At 63.0% G+C, this 17,022-nt stretch carries 15 protein-coding genes; 7 read left to right on the top strand and 8 right to left on the bottom strand.

The genetic code is table 11. The annotated features are described in order from the left end of the window. The first annotated feature begins 30 nt into the window (after window positions 1-30). Window positions 31-1,593, top strand: coding sequence for a peptide chain release factor 3 (locus GV829_RS04210; protein ID WP_169944127.1), 1,563 nt, complete (start codon window positions 31-33; stop codon window positions 1,591-1,593). 119 nt (window positions 1,594-1,712) lie between these two features. On the opposite strand, the gene GV829_RS04215 is transcribed toward GV829_RS04210, so the two are convergent. Then, on the bottom strand, window positions 1,713-4,064 hold the full coding sequence (locus GV829_RS04215; protein WP_246203031.1) for a TonB-dependent receptor: 2,352 nt from the start codon (window positions 4,062-4,064) through the stop codon (window positions 1,713-1,715). A 183-nt stretch (window positions 4,065-4,247) separates the two neighbouring features. Between GV829_RS04215 and GV829_RS04220 the strand changes: the two genes are divergently transcribed. Beyond that, a complete protein-coding gene (locus GV829_RS04220; RefSeq protein WP_169944129.1) occupies window positions 4,248-4,853 on the top strand; it encodes a TetR/AcrR family transcriptional regulator in 606 nt (201 codons plus the stop codon). Window positions 4,854-5,705: 852 nt separating this feature from the next. On the opposite strand, the gene nadA is transcribed toward GV829_RS04220, so the two are convergent. The 6 genes from nadA to GV829_RS04250 form a co-directional block, all read right to left on the bottom strand. After that, the gene (nadA, locus tag GV829_RS04225) at window positions 5,706-6,698 is read right to left on the bottom strand and encodes a quinolinate synthase NadA (RefSeq protein WP_169944132.1); all 993 of its coding nucleotides are present in this window, start codon (window positions 6,696-6,698) and stop codon (window positions 5,706-5,708) included. A gap of 3 nt (window positions 6,699-6,701) precedes the next feature. Beyond that, window positions 6,702-7,346 carry a DUF4230 domain-containing protein gene (locus GV829_RS04230; protein ID WP_246203035.1) on the bottom strand — a complete coding sequence of 215 codons (645 nt, stop codon included), beginning with the start codon at window positions 7,344-7,346 and terminating at the stop codon, window positions 6,702-6,704. A gap of 2 nt (window positions 7,347-7,348) precedes the next feature. Then, window positions 7,349-8,287, bottom strand: a complete 939-nt coding sequence (locus GV829_RS04235) for an MBL fold metallo-hydrolase (RefSeq protein WP_169944134.1) — start codon at window positions 8,285-8,287, stop codon at window positions 7,349-7,351. A 376-nt stretch (window positions 8,288-8,663) separates the two neighbouring features. Continuing rightward, complete coding sequence (gene grxD / locus GV829_RS04240) at window positions 8,664-8,981, bottom strand: Grx4 family monothiol glutaredoxin (protein ID WP_169944136.1); 318 nt, start codon at window positions 8,979-8,981, stop codon at window positions 8,664-8,666. Window positions 8,982-9,014: 33 nt separating this feature from the next. Beyond that, on the bottom strand, window positions 9,015-9,248 hold the full coding sequence (locus tag GV829_RS04245) for a BolA family protein (RefSeq protein ID WP_169944138.1): 234 nt from the start codon (window positions 9,246-9,248) through the stop codon (window positions 9,015-9,017). Between the two features lie 3 nt (window positions 9,249-9,251). After that, window positions 9,252-9,575 (bottom strand): DUF1476 domain-containing protein, encoded by a 324-nt coding sequence (locus GV829_RS04250; RefSeq protein WP_169944140.1) that lies wholly within the window; start codon window positions 9,573-9,575, stop codon window positions 9,252-9,254. A 176-nt stretch (window positions 9,576-9,751) separates the two neighbouring features. Here GV829_RS04250 and cysS point away from each other — a divergent pair, with 176 nt between their 5' ends. From cysS to GV829_RS04275, 5 genes are all read left to right on the top strand, one after another. Continuing rightward, on the top strand, window positions 9,752-11,230 hold the full coding sequence (cysS, locus tag GV829_RS04255; protein WP_169944142.1) for a cysteine--tRNA ligase: 1,479 nt from the start codon (window positions 9,752-9,754) through the stop codon (window positions 11,228-11,230). Between the two features lie 400 nt (window positions 11,231-11,630). Next, entirely contained in the window at window positions 11,631-11,888 is a 258-nt protein-coding gene (locus GV829_RS04260; RefSeq protein WP_169944144.1) for a TM2 domain-containing protein, read from the top strand. A gap of 128 nt (window positions 11,889-12,016) precedes the next feature. Continuing rightward, window positions 12,017-12,373: a hypothetical protein gene (locus tag GV829_RS04265; RefSeq protein WP_169944146.1), complete on the top strand. Its 357-nt coding sequence runs from the start codon at window positions 12,017-12,019 to the stop codon at window positions 12,371-12,373. Between the two features lie 36 nt (window positions 12,374-12,409). Next, entirely contained in the window at window positions 12,410-13,348 is a 939-nt protein-coding gene (locus tag GV829_RS04270) for a D-2-hydroxyacid dehydrogenase (RefSeq protein WP_169944148.1), read from the top strand. A gap of 2 nt (window positions 13,349-13,350) precedes the next feature. Further along, a complete protein-coding gene (locus GV829_RS04275; protein ID WP_169944151.1) occupies window positions 13,351-13,884 on the top strand; it encodes a TetR/AcrR family transcriptional regulator in 534 nt (177 codons plus the stop codon). 30 nt (window positions 13,885-13,914) lie between these two features. On the opposite strand, the gene putA is transcribed toward GV829_RS04275, so the two are convergent. Next, window positions 13,915-17,022, bottom strand: coding sequence for a bifunctional proline dehydrogenase/L-glutamate gamma-semialdehyde dehydrogenase PutA (gene putA, locus GV829_RS04280; protein WP_169944153.1), 3,108 nt, complete (start codon window positions 17,020-17,022; stop codon window positions 13,915-13,917).

Raw genomic sequence — 17,022 nt, forward strand, 5'->3', positions numbered from 1 at the left:
TGCTTTCCCTGACATGATGACCCCGCGCCCATGACCCTCAACCGCCGCACCTTTGCCATCATTGCCCATCCTGACGCGGGCAAGACGACGCTGACCGAAAAGCTGCTGATGGTTGGCGGCGCGATCCATCTCGCCGGGGAGGTCAAGGCGCGGGGTGCTGCCCGGCGTGCGCGCTCGGACTGGATGAAGATCGAGCAGCAGCGCGGCATTTCGGTCACCTCATCGGTGATGACCTTCGAGCGCGACGGGATCGTCTTCAACCTGCTCGACACACCGGGGCACGAGGATTTCTCGGAAGACACCTATCGCACGCTGACCGCGGTCGATAGCGCGATCATGGTGCTCGACGCTGCCAAGGGTATCGAGCCGCAGACGCTCAAGCTGTTCGAGGTCTGCCGCCTGCGCTCGGTCCCCATCATCACCTTCATCAACAAGGTCGACCGCGAAGGCCGTGACCCGTTCGAACTGATGGACGAGGTCGCCGACCGGCTGGCGCTCGACGTCTGCCCGATGAACTGGCCGGTGGGCATGGGCGGCGAGTTTGAGGGGCTCTATGATTTCGCCAGCGGCCGACTGTCGCGGCCCGAGGGGGACAGCCGCGAATTCCTCGGCGACGTGTCGATGCACAGCGGCGTCACAGACCCCAGCCTTGCCGACAAGCTGTCCCCCGCCGCCTGTGAGCGGCTCGCCGCCGAGGCCGAGCTGGCGCAGGCCGGTTACCCCGAGTTTGACCCTGCCGCCTATCGCAACGGCGACCTGACACCAGTGTGGTTCGGCTCCGCGCTCAAACAGTTCGGCATGCCCGAGCTGCTCGCCGCCATTGCCGAACATGCGCCGCCGCCGCGCCCGCAACCCAGCGATCAGGGCGAGGTCCTGCCGACGCAGGCCGACGTCACCGGCTTCATCTTCAAGGTGCAGGCCAATATGGACCCGCAGCACCGCGACCGCATCGCCTTCATGCGCCTTGTCTCGGGCACCTTCCGGCGCGGTATGAAGCTGACCCCGTCGGCGCTGGGCAAGCCGATCGCGGTCCATTCGCCGATCCTGTTTTTCGCTCAGGACCGCGAGATCGCCGACAGCGCCGAGCCCGGCGACATCATCGGCATCCCCAACCATGGCACGCTGCGCGTCGGGGACACCCTCTCCGAAAAGAATGATCTGCGCTTCACCGGCTTGCCCAATTTCGCCCCGGAAATCCTGCGCCGCGTCGTCCTCAAGGACCCGACCAAGACCAAACAGTTGAGGAAGGCGCTCGACGACCTCAGCGAAGAGGGCGTCATCCAGGTGTTCACGCCGGAGATTGGCGCCAACCTCATCGTCGGCGTCGTCGGCCAGCTCCAGCTCGACGTGCTCATCTCTCGCCTCGAGGCCGAATATAAGGTCGAGGCTGGGCTCGAGCCATCACCCTTTGACACCGCCCGCTGGATCAAGGGCAGCGACACAGCGCTCAAGGATTTTGCCCAATTCAACCGCGACAAACTGGCCAAGGATCGCGATGGCAATCCGGTGTTCATGGCCAAGAGCGTGTGGGACGTGAATTACCAGTCCGAGCGCCATCCCGAGGTTGAGTTCAGCGCGACCAGGGAACGATAGGCGCCAGCCCTGCACCCCTCGGCCCCTTCAAGGGAGCGCAAGCACAAAAAGAAGCCGGGAGATTGCTCTCCCGGCTCCGATGATGTGATCCGGGGAGGGCCGGACCTGAACTGTCATCCTCAGAAGCGGATGGTGCCCGTGACAAAGACCTGGCGCGGGTTGCCGTAAAAGGCGGTCAGCGTGCCTTCGCGGCCCAGTGCCGAGGTCGGCAGGCCATTGCCGCCGAGGATCGGGGCGCCGGTCGTCGGATTGGCACCGATGAAGGTGTAGCCCGACGTCTTATACTCCTTGTCGGTCAGATTCTTGCCATAGAGACCGATGCTCCAGCTGTCGCCCGGTGCGGTGTAGACAATGCTGGCATCGAGCAGGGCATAGCCCGACTGGTCGATATAGGGGTTCGGCACTTCGAACTGATAGGTGCGGCTGCGGTAGGACAGCGTCGTTCCCAGATTCAGGCGACCGTCACCCATCGGCGTCACATAGGCGATGGTGCCGCTGGCGGTCCATTCGGGCGTGTTCTGCACTTCACGGAAATCAGCGACATCGGTCGGCACGCCGCCAATGTTGGTGATATATTCCTTATAATCGGCGTTGATGTAGCCGAGCGTGCCGAGGAAGTTGAGACGGTCGCCATCGGCCATCAGGCCTTCACCCAGGCGGGCGTTGAATTCGGCCTCGACGCCCCAGAAGGTCGCCTGACCGGCGTTCGACACGACGCCGCAGAAGGAGGGCAAGCCACCCACCGTGCAGGCTACCGAACCGGGGATCTGCACATCGGTATAGTCGGCATAAAAGCCGGCGAGCGCGACATAGAGCCCGCCGTTCATCAGATTGCCCTTGTAGCCCACTTCATAGCTGTCAACCGATTCCGGACGGAAGCTGAGGAAGGCGGCCACTTCGTCATTCTCGCGAATGCCGTTGGCGTTGAGGTCAGGCGCATTGGCGCCGACGCCGCGCGGGTCAAAGCCGCCACCCTTGAAGCCCTGCGAGAAGCTGGCGTAGATGTTGGTGTCGCTGTTCGGCTGATAGCTGATCGAGACGCGCGGTGTGAACTTGTTGAAGTCACGATCACCGGTGAAGTTGGTGCTCGGTGCGCCAAGGGCGATGCCGGCTCCGCCAAAGAAGGGCGAGCCGCCACCGAGATAATTCTGACGCAGGATATTCGCTTGGCGATTGTCCCAAGTGTAGCGGCCTCCGACCGAGAGGCTGAGCTGATCGGTGAGGTCATAGGTGAAGTCACCGAAGACAGCATAGGTTTCGGTATCGACTGCCGCATTGGTGAAGGCGGTCAAGCCTGCGACGGTGGTGAACAGGCGCACGTCGAACAGCGTGTCAGCCGTAGCATCCAGATAATAGAAGCCGACAAGGCCGCTGAGCGGGCCAGCATCGATCTGCAGCTGGACTTCCTGGCTGATCTGCTCGTTGAAATAGGCACCAGGCACATCGAGATCGGCCGACGGCAGCGCGTCAAAGTCGATCGGCGAATAGCTCGAATCCTTGCGCCAGGCACTGATCGAGCGAAGCGTCAGAGACTCGGTCAGATCCACAGTGACGTTGAGCGCCAGTCCATAGGCTTCGACATCCTGTTCCGGCGTGACCAGACCGCCCCGGCTGTCAAACACATCGTCGAGGACCGGCGCGCCCGAGAGCAGGCCCGGCATGAGGCGGTGGCCGCCGCGCGGGGCGCTGCGGTCACGGCTGTAATCGCCCGACAGGCGGATGAAGACGGGTTCGCCGTTGCCGCCGAATTCGACGGTGCCACGGCCTGCCCACACATCCTTGTTGTAATTTTCAAGGCCGGTGGTCAGGTTGTCACCAAAGCCGCCGCGCGACAGGCGGGCAATCGATCCGCCGATGCGCAGCAGGTCGCCGACCGGTGCCGAAACGGTCACCACACCTTCGGCCTGGTCATGAGTGCCAAAGGTGCCGCGCAAGCGCAGCGAGAATTCGTCGGGCAGTTCGCGGGTGACATATTTCACCGCACCGCCGATGGTGTTGCGGCCATAGAGCGTTCCCTGCGGACCGCGCAGCACCTCGATGCGCTCAACGTCATAAATGTCGAGCACGGCGGCCTGCGGACGGTTCAGATAGACGTCGTCGAGATAGATGCCGACGCCCTGTTCAAAGCCGGAAACCGGATCCTGCTGGCCGATGCCGCGGATGAAGGCCGACAGGGTCGAATTGGTGCCGCGCGATGTTTCGAGCGTGGTGTTGGGCGTGATATTGCCAATGTCGGTCAGGTCGACCGCCCCGCGCGCTTCGAGCGCGGCACCGGAAAAGGCCGAGACGGCCACCGGCACGTCGATCAGATTTTCTTCGCGGCGACGGGCCGTGACGACGATGACACTGTCGTCAAATTCCTCAGCCGATGCGGCGGCGCTGTCCTGGGCAAAGGCGGGCATCGCCATAAGCGCCGGGGCGGCCACCGAGGCCAGCACGATGGATCGCAGGGTGCGCTTCACGGATGTCATGCAATGTCTCCCTCGGGGGCGCTCCAGACTACCGGTCAATCACCGGTTGCGCCCTCTCGCATCGCCGTATAATGAAAGTTGAACCATGTTTCAACTTGTCATGGCGGCGGGAGAAAAAGATTGGCCAAGGGACGTGACATCGCTGCAACAAGCGGGCACGCTGGCCAAGAGGCAGGGACGGGGATGGCCAAGATGACAGGAACCAAGACCCCGCGCACCGCCCGGGGCGAACGCACCTTGCGGGCACTGCTCGATGCCGCCGCAGCCGAATTTGGCGAAAAGGGATTCCACGACGGCTCGATCAGCGGGATCACCGGCCGTGCCGGTGTCGCGCTCGGGACCTTTTATACCTATTTCGAATCCAAGGACGCGATTTTCCGCGCCTTGGTCACCGACATGTCGGGGCGGGTAAAGGATCATGTCGCGCCGGCCATGGCCTTGGCGCCGGACCCCGTCACCGCCGAAGGCGCGGCGCTCGCGGCCTTCTTGCACTTCGCGCGCGATCACAAGGAAATCTACCGGATCATCGACGAATCCGAATTCGTCGATCCCGCCAGTTTCCGGGCGCATTATGAGGTTACCGCCCAGCGCATCGCCCAGCGTCTGCGCCACGCTGCAGAGGCGGGAGCGGTCCGCGGCGATGTTGGCGAGGTGCACGCCTGGGCCATCATGGGCATGAACGTCTTTCTCGGCCTGCGCTTTGGCGTGTGGGAGGATGGAGCCGATCTCGACAGCATTGCCCGGACCGCCAATGATTTCATCGCCCGCGGCCTCAAGGGCGGCGACTAAGTCAGTAGACCGGCACGGCAAAAAACCGCCGGCAACAAAAAAAGCCCGGCTCGTGTATCCACCAGCCGGGCCTCAAGGTCTGGTATCACCTTCTGGGAACAGTCGGAGACACCTTCGGGTCGCCTCCGCTAGCTACATCCAAAATGGCGACATTGCCGTGACGGCGGTCACGGTTAATCGAAATATCTGCAATGACTGGCTAAATGCCTGCATCCTCGACAGCAAGCGGCCCCGCAAAGCGCAGGAAAAGGCTGGCGGAGAGAGGGAAAAGGGACAGGAGCGCCATCATTCGCTACTTGCCGGCAGATGGCTTACGCTTGCCGGGGAAGGCGCCCAGAATGATAGGCGCTGACCCTGCCCGGTTTCCGCCGGTGCGAACACCTTTGGCCCTTGGCACGGTCAGCGCCCATTTCGCCGGTATGGATCGCTGCGCTGACCGAAGACGGGATCCGGTGAGGGATTATGTCTGGCCGTTGCACCGCCCGATCCGGCGGATGGTTCAGGATTTCGGTCGCCTTTCGGATTCCTTGGCCCTGCACCTGGACCTTGCCTCACCGTCCGCACCTGGCTGGCTTGCGCCCGCTGGTTTCAGACCTTGAGTCCGGTCCCTTCGCTCCGGTTCCGATCTCGCCGGCCTTGCGTTGCCGCTGCCCTGCGATGGATCACCTTTGCTACGGAGTTCCGCGGTTTTCCTTCACTTTCCAACCATCGCTTGCGCTTGGACTTCCAGCTACCGGATGAACCGCTTCGTTCCGATAAAGGGAAGGTCTCACGGGTGCGGTGAGTCGCCAAGGGAGCAAATCGCCGAATCATCCACAGGGCCAATCGGAATCTGTGGATAAGTCCGACAGCTCAGCTTCGCGATCCCAGATCGCCCTTGCCCACCGTATTGCTCGCCATTTCGAGCATCCGGTCGAGGCTCTTCTTGGCCTTCAGCCGCAATTCCTCGTCGAGGTGGATTTGCGGGCTCAGGTCACGCAACGCGACGTAGAGCTTTTCCATCGTGTTGAGCGCCATATAGGGGCAGATGTTGCAGTTGCAGTTGCCGTCGGCCCCCGGCGCACCGATGAAGGTCTTTTCCGGCACTGCCTTTTCCATCTGGTGAATGATGTGCGGTTCGGTTGCCACAATCAGCGTGTCGCCGGGCATCGTCTTTGCGTAATTCAGGATGCCGCTGGTCGATCCGACATAATCGGCATGATCGATGATGTGCGCCGGACATTCGGGATGGGCTGCGACCGGGGCATGAGGATGCTGCGCCTTGAGCTTGATCAGCTCGGTCTCGCTGAACGCCTCATGGACGATGCACACGCCGGGCCACAACAACATGTCGCGGCCGAACTTGCGGTTGAGATAGCCGCCCAGATGCCGGTCAGGGCCAAAGATGATCTTCTGCTCCGGCGGGATCTGGCTAATGATCGTTTCCGCCGAGGAGGAGGTGACGATGATGTCGCTGAGCGCCTTCACCGCCGCCGAGCAATTGATGTAAGTCAGCGCAATATGATCGGGATGCTGCGCGCGGAATTCGGCGAATTTCTCTGGCGGGCAGCTGTCCTCGAGGCTGCACCCCGCGTCCATGTCGGGCAGGATGACGATCTTGTGGGGGGACAGAATCTTGGCCGTTTCCGCCATGAAGCGCACACCACAAAAGGCGATGACATCGGCATCGGTCTCCGCCGCGCGGCGGGACAGCTCCAGGCTGTCACCGACAAAGTCGGCAATGTCCTGTATCTCCGGCCGCTGGTAATAATGGCCGAGGATGACGGCATTGCGCTCCTTTTTCAGGCGCTGGATTTCGGACACCAGATCAAGTCCGGTGAGGGTCTCGCGGGGCTGTGCGGTCATGGCTTATTGGTCCTCACGAAAGCGGGCGACGACCCGCGCATCCAGGCCAGCCGCACGCAGCGGCATGGCAAAACTTTGTTCGACAGCGCGAATGGCAGCGGTCCTGGCCAATCGCAAGGGGACCGGTCCGCGCGCCTGCGCCAGCAGTTCCCTTTGCGCCGCCGCCCGATTGGCGTCGTCCAGCCGATCCTCCGCATTGGTGAGCAGCATCAGGACTTCACCATCCCGATATTCGCGGATGCCATCAATGTCGATGTCCGGCCCGGCCAACCTGAGCGGCGGCAGGGTGACGGTCAGCGTCGCTGTGTCCGGCCGCCAGTCGAGGTCATCCTCACGCAGACTGGCAAGGTCGATCTCGTAACGGACTGTCCCGGGCATGATCAGCGTCTTTTGCGCCGCCAGTCCCAGCCGCTGCTGCTTTGATGTCACCACCGCGACATAGCGGGCGGTGAAGGGGACAAGGACAGTCTGCTCCTGCAAACCCTTCAGGCTCGCCGCGACCACCGTCTCCGGGGCGGGACCATCACGCCAGGCGCGCAACTCCACGACCGCCCACCAGACCAGCGCAATGAAGGCGATCGGCAGCGCCATTGCCAGAAGGCGCATCGACCAGCGCAGCGCCGTGGCCGGGGGGCGGCTTGCCGCCATGCTCAGGCGAGGCTCCATTCCTCGCCCGTCACCCGCACTGTCCCGCGCGATTCGAGATCGACGAGGTGAGCGAGCACTGAACGCCCCGCAGCCCCGGTCAGGCGCGGATCGAGCCCCTTGTACATTGCCGCGACCATCACCGGGATGGCGCGGGGGCCTTTTTCCAGCTCGCGGATGATCTGCCGCTCACGCTGTTTCCTGTGACCCAGCATGCCGCGCACCAGTTGGTGAGGATTGGTCACCGCCGGGCCGTGTGCGGGATAATAGACCCTGTCCTGCGCGCGATCATACAGCCTGGCCAGGCTCGCCATATAGTCGGCCATATTGCCATCGGGCGGGCTGACGACGCTGGTCGACCAGGCCATGACATGATCGCCGGTGAACAAGGCGCCGCTTTCAACGAGGGCGTAACAGAGATGATTGGAGGTATGGCCCGGTGTCGCCACCGCCTCGATCGTCCAGCCGTCACCGCTGATCCGCTCGCCATCCGCCAGCACCCGGTCGGGCGCATAGTCAGGGTCAAAGGCCGAGTCGGCGCGCGGGCCATCATCACTCAGCGCCAGCGGCGCACAGCCGATGATCGGCGCGCCGGTCTGAGCCTTGAGCGGCGCGGCGGCGGGCGAATGGTCGCGATGGGTGTGGGTGCACAGGATAGCCGCCACCCGCTTGCCCGCGACCGCCGCCAGGATCGCCTCGACATGGCCCTCGCCATGGGCATCGCCCGGCGCTGCCGGATCGCCCACGCTCGCCCCGCTGCCGGTTGGGCCGGGGTCGATGATCGCCACATCATCCCCCGCGCCGACCAGCCAGGTCTGGGTGCCGGTAAAGGTATAGGGGGAAGGATTGGGCGCAAGGACGCGCCGCACCAGCGGTTCATGCTGCTCACATCCGCCGGCGCGGATGCTGTCAGGCCAAGGGGCAGTATCAGTCACAGGACCCATGTGGCACCGGCAACCGCAAAGGAAAAGGGGCAGGCGCACCCCCGGTCCATCACCCTTGTCGGAAAATCTTACAACCCCCGGCCCTCGTCAAATTGTCTTTACCATATTGACGCCCGGAAAAGCGCCATTCCTCAAAATTGGCACACCCCCTGCATAGTATCCCATGTTCCTGAGGGTATTCGCCCACATGAAGCGGGTTGGGGCAAAGTCTGGTCCCTTTGATCCCCAACCCGCTTCACCCCGGCCCCTCGGTTCCTTCCCCGGCATCTCCGCAACACCGCAGCGCCAGCGCCTCGCTGCCTGCCCTTTGCTGTCGCGCAAAAAGGGCCGCCGGATCGCTCCGACGGCCCCTGCGAAGCAGATGCTGAGAAGAGGTTCAGCCTTCCTTGCCGAACAGCTGGTGCAATTCGCCAGCCTCGTACATTTCCATCATGATGTCCGAACCGCCGACAAATTCGCCGTTGACATACAGTTGGGGAATGGTCGGCCAGTCAGAAAAATCCTTGATGCCGGCGCGAATGTCCTGGTCCTGCAACACATCGACGCTGCTGTATTCGACGTCCATCCGGTCCAGGATGGCAACAGCGCGGCTGGAAAAGCCGCACTGCGGAAAGAGCGGCGTGCCCTTCATGAACAGGACAACGGGGTTTTCGGTGACGATCTGACTGATACGGTCATGGGTGGACTGGGTCATGAGCGGGGGGCTCCTCTCGATCATTTGGGCCGGTCAATCGGGAACGGCAGTGGTCAGTTGCAGCGCGTGCAGCTCCCCGCCCATCCGGCCGCCCAGCGCGGCATAGACCGCACGCTGCTGCTGGATGCGCGGCTTGCCGCGAAAACTCTCCGAAACGACGCGCGCGGCATAATGATCGCCGTCGCCCGCCAGATCGGTGATGGTCACCTCGGCGTCAGGAATGCCTGCGCGAATCAGCGCGACAATATCGTCAGCCGCCATCGGCACGGGTCAGACGCCCTCGATGAACTGGCGGCGGGCTTCGACACCCTTGGCATCAAGCGCGGCACGCACGGCGGCTTCGTCGATCTCGACACCGGCGCTGAGCAGGTCGCCAAGCAGTTTGCGGATCACATCCTCGTCGCCGGCTTCCTCAAAATCGGCCTGCACCACAGCCTTGGCATAGGCGTCCGATTCCTCGGCCGTCAGGCCCATCTTGTCCGCTGCCCATTCGCCCACCAGACGATTGCGGCGGGCAACGATCCGGAATTGCAGGTCCGCATCGCGGGCAAACTGGTTTTCAAAGGCGCGTTCGCGATCATCGAAGCCGGTCATGGCTCACCCCTTGCTGAAAGTCAGGCGGACGGGCCGGGGACGGCCATCCGTTCGAAGGCGATGTAGGAGCGCGGCGGCGGTGACGCAACCGCAAAGCCGACTTTGGTGGCGTCAGTGGTGGACTGCCCGGACTCCGGGCGTTGACCTGAAGCGCCCAGTCGCGCAATTGGCGAACCATGACCGAAACCGTGCCCCTGACGCTGTTCAACAGCCTTACCCGACAGCTTGAGCCGTTCGAGCCCGTCCATCCGGGCGAAGCGCGCGTCTATACCTGTGGCCCGACCGTCTATAATTACCCGCACATCGGCAATATGCGCGCCTATGTCTTTGCCGACACGCTTGGCAGGGCGCTGTCGTTCAAGGGCTACAAGCTCACCCATGTCATCAACATCACCGATGTCGGCCACCTGACCGACGATGCCGACGCCGGTGAGGACAAGATGGAAAAAATGGCCGCGGCCAAAGCCCAGTCGATCTGGGACATCGCCCGCCATTATACCGAAGCCTATTGGGCCGATGTGAAGGCGCTGGGCATTCGCCAGCCGGCGCACTGGTCGATCGCCACCGACTATGTGCCCCAGATGATCGCCTTTGCCCAAAACATCGCGGACAAACATTGCTACCTGCTCGACAGCGGGCTCTATTTCGACACATCAACCGTGGCCGATTATGGCCGGTTGGCGCGCGCCGCGACCGAAGAGGGCGAAGGCCGGATCGAAGCTGTCGAGGGCAAGCGCCACGCCGCCGATTTCGCCATCTGGCGCACGACCCCGCCGGGCGAAAAGCGCCAGATGGAATGGGACAGCCCATGGGGCAAGGGCGCGCCGGGCTGGCACCTCGAATGCTCGGTGATGAGCAAGGAATTGCTCGGCCTGCCGTTCGACATCCACACCGGCGGCATCGACCATCGCGAAATCCACCACCCCAACGAGATAGCCCAGAATCAGGCGATCACCGGCTGCGGCTCGCTCGACTGCGCCGAACACAGCGGCGCGCGGATGTGGATGCACAATAATTTCCTGATCGACCGGACCGGAAAGATGTCCAAGTCGTCGGGCGAGTTCCTGCGCGTCCAGCTGCTGATCGACAAGGGCTTCCATCCGCTCGCCTACCGCCTGATGTGCCTGCAGGCGCATTACAGGAGCGAGCTGGAATTCAGCTGGGATGGGCTGCAAGCGGCGCTGGTGCGGCTTAAGCGGATGCTGATGGCGCACCGCAAATGGATCGACAAGCTGAAGGAAGGGCGCATGACGCCCGGTGACAGCTGGGAGCGCGATCGGGTGACAAATGCCCTGGTCGCCCGGTTCGATGCGGCTGTTTCCGGCGATCTCAATACGGCTGACGCGCTGACAGTGCTGGAAGAGACACTTGCCCTGAAGGGGACCTCGCCCGAATGCGTGGCAACCGCCGTGACGCACATGGACAGGGTCATGGGCCTTGGCCTCGACCAGCTTGATCGGGCAGCCCTGCGGATCCGGCCAAAAGCCTCCACCATCGCAGAGACCGAGATCGAAGCGGTCCTCACCCGGCGCCAGGAAGCCCGCGCCGCCAAGGATTTCGCCACATCCGACCGGCTGCGCGACGAACTCGGCGCCCAAGGTGTCGAAGTGATGGACGGCGACCCGCTAGGCTGGGATTGGCGGATCGAGGTTTAACCTCTCCGTCACGGGCTGCGCCCGCACCACCTCCCCGATGCAAGTCATTGGGGAGGGCAGTCGCAAGACCGTCCTGCATTGACTCCATGATGGACAGCAGCCTGCTTTCGGTCGACTTCAACGGTCCGACAATCCGTCGCCTTGCGCATCGACCGGCAGCCCGCCCTTCCCCTGCAAATATCCTCCCCATCGACTTGCTATGGGGAGGTGGCAGCCCGCAGGACTGACGGAGGGGCAGCGGTCAGGCGCCATGCCCCGCCGCTTGACAGGCCCCGGCAGATGATGGTTACTCCTCCGTAACCGGGGGGGGGGTGAACGACAGCAACCCTTGGTAACGATCGCAACAATTGGGGGGTCGGCGGAACTGTCGCCGGACGATCCGACCAGAGGGGTTAAGTTCATGGCTGGAGAAAAGAGCAAGATTGTCGCGGCGTTGCTCGCCTTCTTCCTGGGGATGCTCGGCATCCACAAATTTTATCTTGGCAAGACCACGGCCGGTATCATCATGCTGATTTGCGGCACCATCGGCTGGCTCTTGCTCGCGATTCCACCGATGATCATCGGCATCATCGCCTTCATCGAATTCATCATCTACCTCGTCACGCCGGACGATGAGTTCCAGCGCAAATATGTTGAGGGCGACAAGTCCTGGTTCTGAACCGGACCCACCCGATGGTCTGAACCGTCAGATCTGGCACAGGCCCTGCCCGCAGTGCGCGGCGCAGGGCCTTGTTGTCTGGGGCTGGCGCCCATTGCTTACAGGCGTGTCAGTTATTATGCTGGGCCATGTTTGACCGTTTCCTGTGGCTGCTGCTTGCCGCCGTCCATGCCCTGCCGGCTCTAGCCCTTGTCCGCCCGGCCATGATCACCCGACTTTATGGCGTGGCGCCGGCTGACGATCTTTTCCTGATGATCCGGCATCGCGCGGCCCTGTTTCTCGCCATTGTGGTGATTGCCATCTGGGCAGCCGTTGATCTGGCCACGCGCCGCATGGCCGGGGTCGCCATCGCCATCAGCATGCTCAGTTTCCTGTGGCTTTACTGGCAGGCCGGGGCTCCTCCCGGGCTGCGGCTGATTGCGCGGGTTGATCTGGTTGCCCTGCCGGTGCTGATACTTGCCATGTGGCGGGCATTGGCGCAGTGACAGCGGCGACATGCATCTCCCGAAGGTTACTGCCCGATGACCACCCTCGTCGCTTCCGCCATGGCGCGACCCTTTCTCGAACCGCGCTTGCCGGCATGGGTGGTGCCGCGCTGGTTTGCGACGACAGCAGAACTGTTTGACCTTGCTCCCGAAGCGGACATCGGCTGGTTCGATCTCTACAAGAAAAGTGACATGGCCGAAGCCGTCCGACGCGCGGCCAAGCTGAAATGGCTCAACTCCATCTATGCCGGGGTTGATGGCATGCCGCTCGACCTGATGGCCGAACGCGGGGTCATCTACACCAACGGCAGCGGCATCAACGCCATCACCATCGCCGAATATGTCATCATGGGCATGTTGACGATGGCCAAGGGCTATCGGGACGTGGTGCGGGCACAGGACCGGCAGGAATGGCTGCTCGATTCGCCCGGCAAGGCGGAATTGTTCGGATCACGCGCACTGTTGCTTGGCTACGGCGCGATCGGCAAGCTGGTCGAGGAACGGCTGCGGCCCTTTTCAGTGGATGTCACGGTGGTGCGCCGCTCACCCGGGCCGGGGGTGCTCGGGCCCGATGAATGGCGCGCACGGCTGCATGAATTTGACTGGGTGATACTGGCGGTACCGGCCACCCCCGAAACAGACGGCATGATCGGTTCGGCGGAGCTGGCGGCGATGAAACGCTCGGCGGTGATCGTCAACATCGCCCGCGGGACTGTGATTGATCAGGATGCGCTGGTAGCTGCCTTGACCGAAAAGCGGATCGGCGGCGCCTTTCTCGATGTCACCACGCCCGAACCCTTGCCCGCCGGCCACCCCCTGTGGTCGCTCGACAATGCCCATGTCACCATGCACCTGTCGGGCCGGGCGCAGGACAAGATGTTCGCCCGCTCGGTTGACCGGTTCCTTGCCAATCTTGACCGATGGCATTCAGGCGAACAGGTCGAACCACAGGTGGACCTCAAGCTGGGGTATTGATCATGATCGCCGCCAGGGATCGTCGCGACGCCATTCTCGAAACCTTGGCCGATTTTGTGCTACAGCACGGCCTAGACGCGGCGCAGCTGCGGGCCATGGCGCGGGCCTGTGGCACCAGCGACCGGATGCTGCTCTATTATTTCCCGGACAAGGCCAGCCTGCTTGCCGCGGTGCTCGAACGGATCGCGGGGCGCATTACCGAAATGATGAATGCGGTGGCGCCGCCGCACCCCTTGCCGCCGGACAGGCTGCGGGCAAGGCTGGTGCCGCTGCTGCTCGATCCGGCGCAATGGCCATATATGCGCGTATGGCTCGCCATCGCCAGCCGCGCTGCGCATGGCGACCCGCTGTGCCGGACCGTGGGGGAGCAATTGGGGCGCGGATTCCTTGCCTGGGGCAGAGCCCATGTGGACGCCTCCGATGAGGCCGAGCGGGACCGGGAGGCAGGGAAATTTCTCGCGCTGATTGAAGGGCTTGTGCTCTTGAAGGCGCTCGGCCTCGATGATGTGGTGGAGGGGGTGGGGGGCCCCGTTTAGTCACTCTATCTCGCCCTCTACCGGCGCGGCTCAGCGCGCCATCAGCGCCGCATTCCCCCCCGCCGCCGTAACATCGGTGCTGACGGTCTTTTCCTCGGCAAAACGGAGCAGATAGTGCGGTCCGCCCGCCTTTGGCCCGGTACCTGAAAGACCCCGACCGCCAAAGGGCTGTACCCCGACAACTGCGCCGATTTGGTTGCGGTTGACATAGATGTTGCCGACCCGCGCCCGCGCCGCAACATGCGCCGCCACTGCGTCAATCCGGCTGTGCAGACCCAGTGTGAGCCCATAGCCGGTTGCGTTGATCGCATCGATGACCGCGTCGAGCTCATCGCCCTCATAGGTGACGACATGCAGCACCGGCCCGAAAATTTCGCGCCTGAGATCGCTGATCGCATCCAGGCGGATCAGTGTCGGCGCAACGAAATGTCCCACTTCCGCCCTACCTGTCATGCGATGTGCCCGGGCAATAACCCGCCCTGCCGCTTCCGCCTCAGCGACATAGGCGGCGATGGCCTCCCGCGCCTCAGCGTCGATGATCGGCCCGACATCGGTGGCGGGATCAGCCGGATTCCCCACCGCGAGTTCTGCCATCGCTCCGGCGATCATCTCGATCATCGGTTCAGCGACGTCACGCTGGATGATCAGCAGCCGCAGTGCCGAACAGCGCTGTCCCGCGCTCTGGAACGCCGATGCCACCGCGTCACGCGCCACCTGCTCGGGCAGCGCGGTCGAATCGACGATCATCGCATTGATGCCCCCGGTCTCGGCAATCAGCGCAGCGATCGGGCCATCACGATCAGCCAGGGTGCGGTTGATGATACGGGCCACTTCGGTCGAGCCGGTGAAACAGACACCGGCAATGGCCGGGTGGCTGGTCAGTGCCGCACCAATGGTCTCGCCCTGGCCGGGCAGGAAATGGAGCACTTCAGGCGGTACTCCTGCCCTGTGCAGCACCTCCACTGCCGCAGCAGCGATCAGTGGCGTTTGCTCGGCTGGTTTGGCAATGACTGCATTGCCCGCCACCAAGGCGGCACTGACCTGCCCAAGGAAAATGGCCAGCGGAAAATTCCATGGGCTGATGCAGACGAACAGGCCCTTTCCTTCCAGGATGAGTTCGTTGCGTTCACCGGTGGGTCCCGGCAAGCTTGTCGCGCGGCTGAAATGGCGTCGTGCCTCGCAGGCATAGTATCGCAGGAAATCAACCGCTTCGCGGACTTCGGCAATCGCGTCGGTCAAGGTCTTGCCGGCTTCCTCCATCGCCAGCGAAAGGAATCGCGCCTCTTCCGCCTCAATCAGGTCAGCCGCCCGTTCAAGCCTGTCGGCGCGGAAATCTCCGCCCGCCAAGCTCCAGTCCGTCTGTGAAACCAGCGCCGCCTCAACAGCCATATTCACCATCGCGGCATCGCCTTCGATGACCATGCCAACAGGCGCACCGGTTGCGGGATTGAGGACGGGAAGCCGCAGTCCGCTCAGGGCTCTGCCGGAAATAACGGGGGTGGCCAGCCGAATGGATCGGCTGCTGGCGGCCATTGCATCGAATAGTGCCTCGGGCACCCCAGGCTCGCCAAGGTCATGCCCAATGCTGTTGCGCCGATCCGGCAGATAGAGATCAAGCCCTGTCGGCAAGGCTGGACCTGTTGGTCGCGCCGCCGGTTCGCGCGGATCGAGCGCCAGTTCTTCGACGGTGACATGCGGATCGGCAAACTGGTGGACGAAGCTGGAATTGGCTCCGTTTTCCAGAAGCCGCCGGACGAGATAGGCCAGAAGGTCTCGGTGCGTTCCAACCGGCGCATAGACCCGCACCGGTCGCCCGGGCCGAGCAACGCCCATCAGCGCGTCATGCGCACCTTCGCCCATACCGTGCAGTCGCTGCAGTTCATGGTCGGCACTCTGGCCAAACAGGCTGGCGATATACGCTATGGTCATCGCATTATGCGTCGCGAACGCCGGATAGATGCAGTCCTGCAAGCCGTGCAACAGTTGCGCACAGCGCATGTAATTGATGTCGGTATGGTTCTTTTCGGTGAACACCGGGAAGTCTGCCAGACCGGCGACCTGCGCGCGTTTGATCTCGCTGTCCCAATAGGCGCCCTTGACCAGACGAAGAGCCACCTTGACACCGAAAGAGCGGGCAAGCGACCCGACCCATTCGATGACCGCGGTTGCGCGCTTTTGATAGGCTTGGACGACTATGCCCAAGCCAGGCCAGCCGTCAGCGATGCCCTCTTCAATCAGAGACTCAAAAATGTCGAGATGCGGTTCAAGCCGATCGCTCTCTTCAGCGTCGATCATCAAGGGAACATTGGCTTCACGCGCAGCCCGTGCCAAGGAAACGACAACCGGCAACAGCTCTTTGCGGCGCCGATCAGCCTGAAGATACTCATAGCGCGGATGCAGTGCCGACAATTTTATCGAGATGCCGTGATTTGCGTGGGGATCACCCGCCTTTGCACCTGCGCCCAGGGCAAGGATGGCGTCCCCATAAGCCCGGGCGTAGCGGGCCGCATCGGCTGCGGTTCGCGCCGCTTCGCCAAGCATGTCGAACGAAGCCAGGTCGCCACTCTCCCGATTGGCCCGTCGGATAGCCGCCTCAATGTTCTCTCCCATGACAAACTGCTGTCCCAGCAGCTTCATGGCCGCATAGGCCGCCTGTCGGATCACCGGTTCGCCTGACTTGCGGACCATACGCCGCAAAATGGCAGCAGGGGTTGATCGACTACCGATCTGATCAAGCAGCAAGGTCGCAGATCCAAGGCTGAGGCCAAATGCGCTCATCTGGATGAGGAAGGAGCTGCCGTCTCCGTCCTCTTGACCCTCGGTCCAATGGCGGCCCGCAATCTTGTCCCGGATAAGGGCATTTGCTGTGTCGCTGTCTGGCACCCGCAACAGAGCCTCTGCCAAGCACATCAGCACGACACCTTCCTCGGTTGAGAGGCGGTATTTGTTCATCAACGCCCCGACCAACGTATCGCGCTCGCCTTCGGCCTTGGCGACGGTGATGATACGCCGGCCAATGGACTTGACCGTGCCGATATCCGGCCCCGCCGCAGCCAGTGCGGCAAGGTTCGAGGCTACAATGGCGGCTTCATCCTGACGGGCGAGTGAGCGAATGGCGGAGCGAGGTGGCTGAATCAT

The sequence above is a fragment of the Sphingomonas lacunae genome, from assembly GCF_012979535.1.
Lineage (GTDB): Bacteria > Pseudomonadota > Alphaproteobacteria > Sphingomonadales > Sphingomonadaceae > Sphingopyxis > Sphingopyxis lacunae.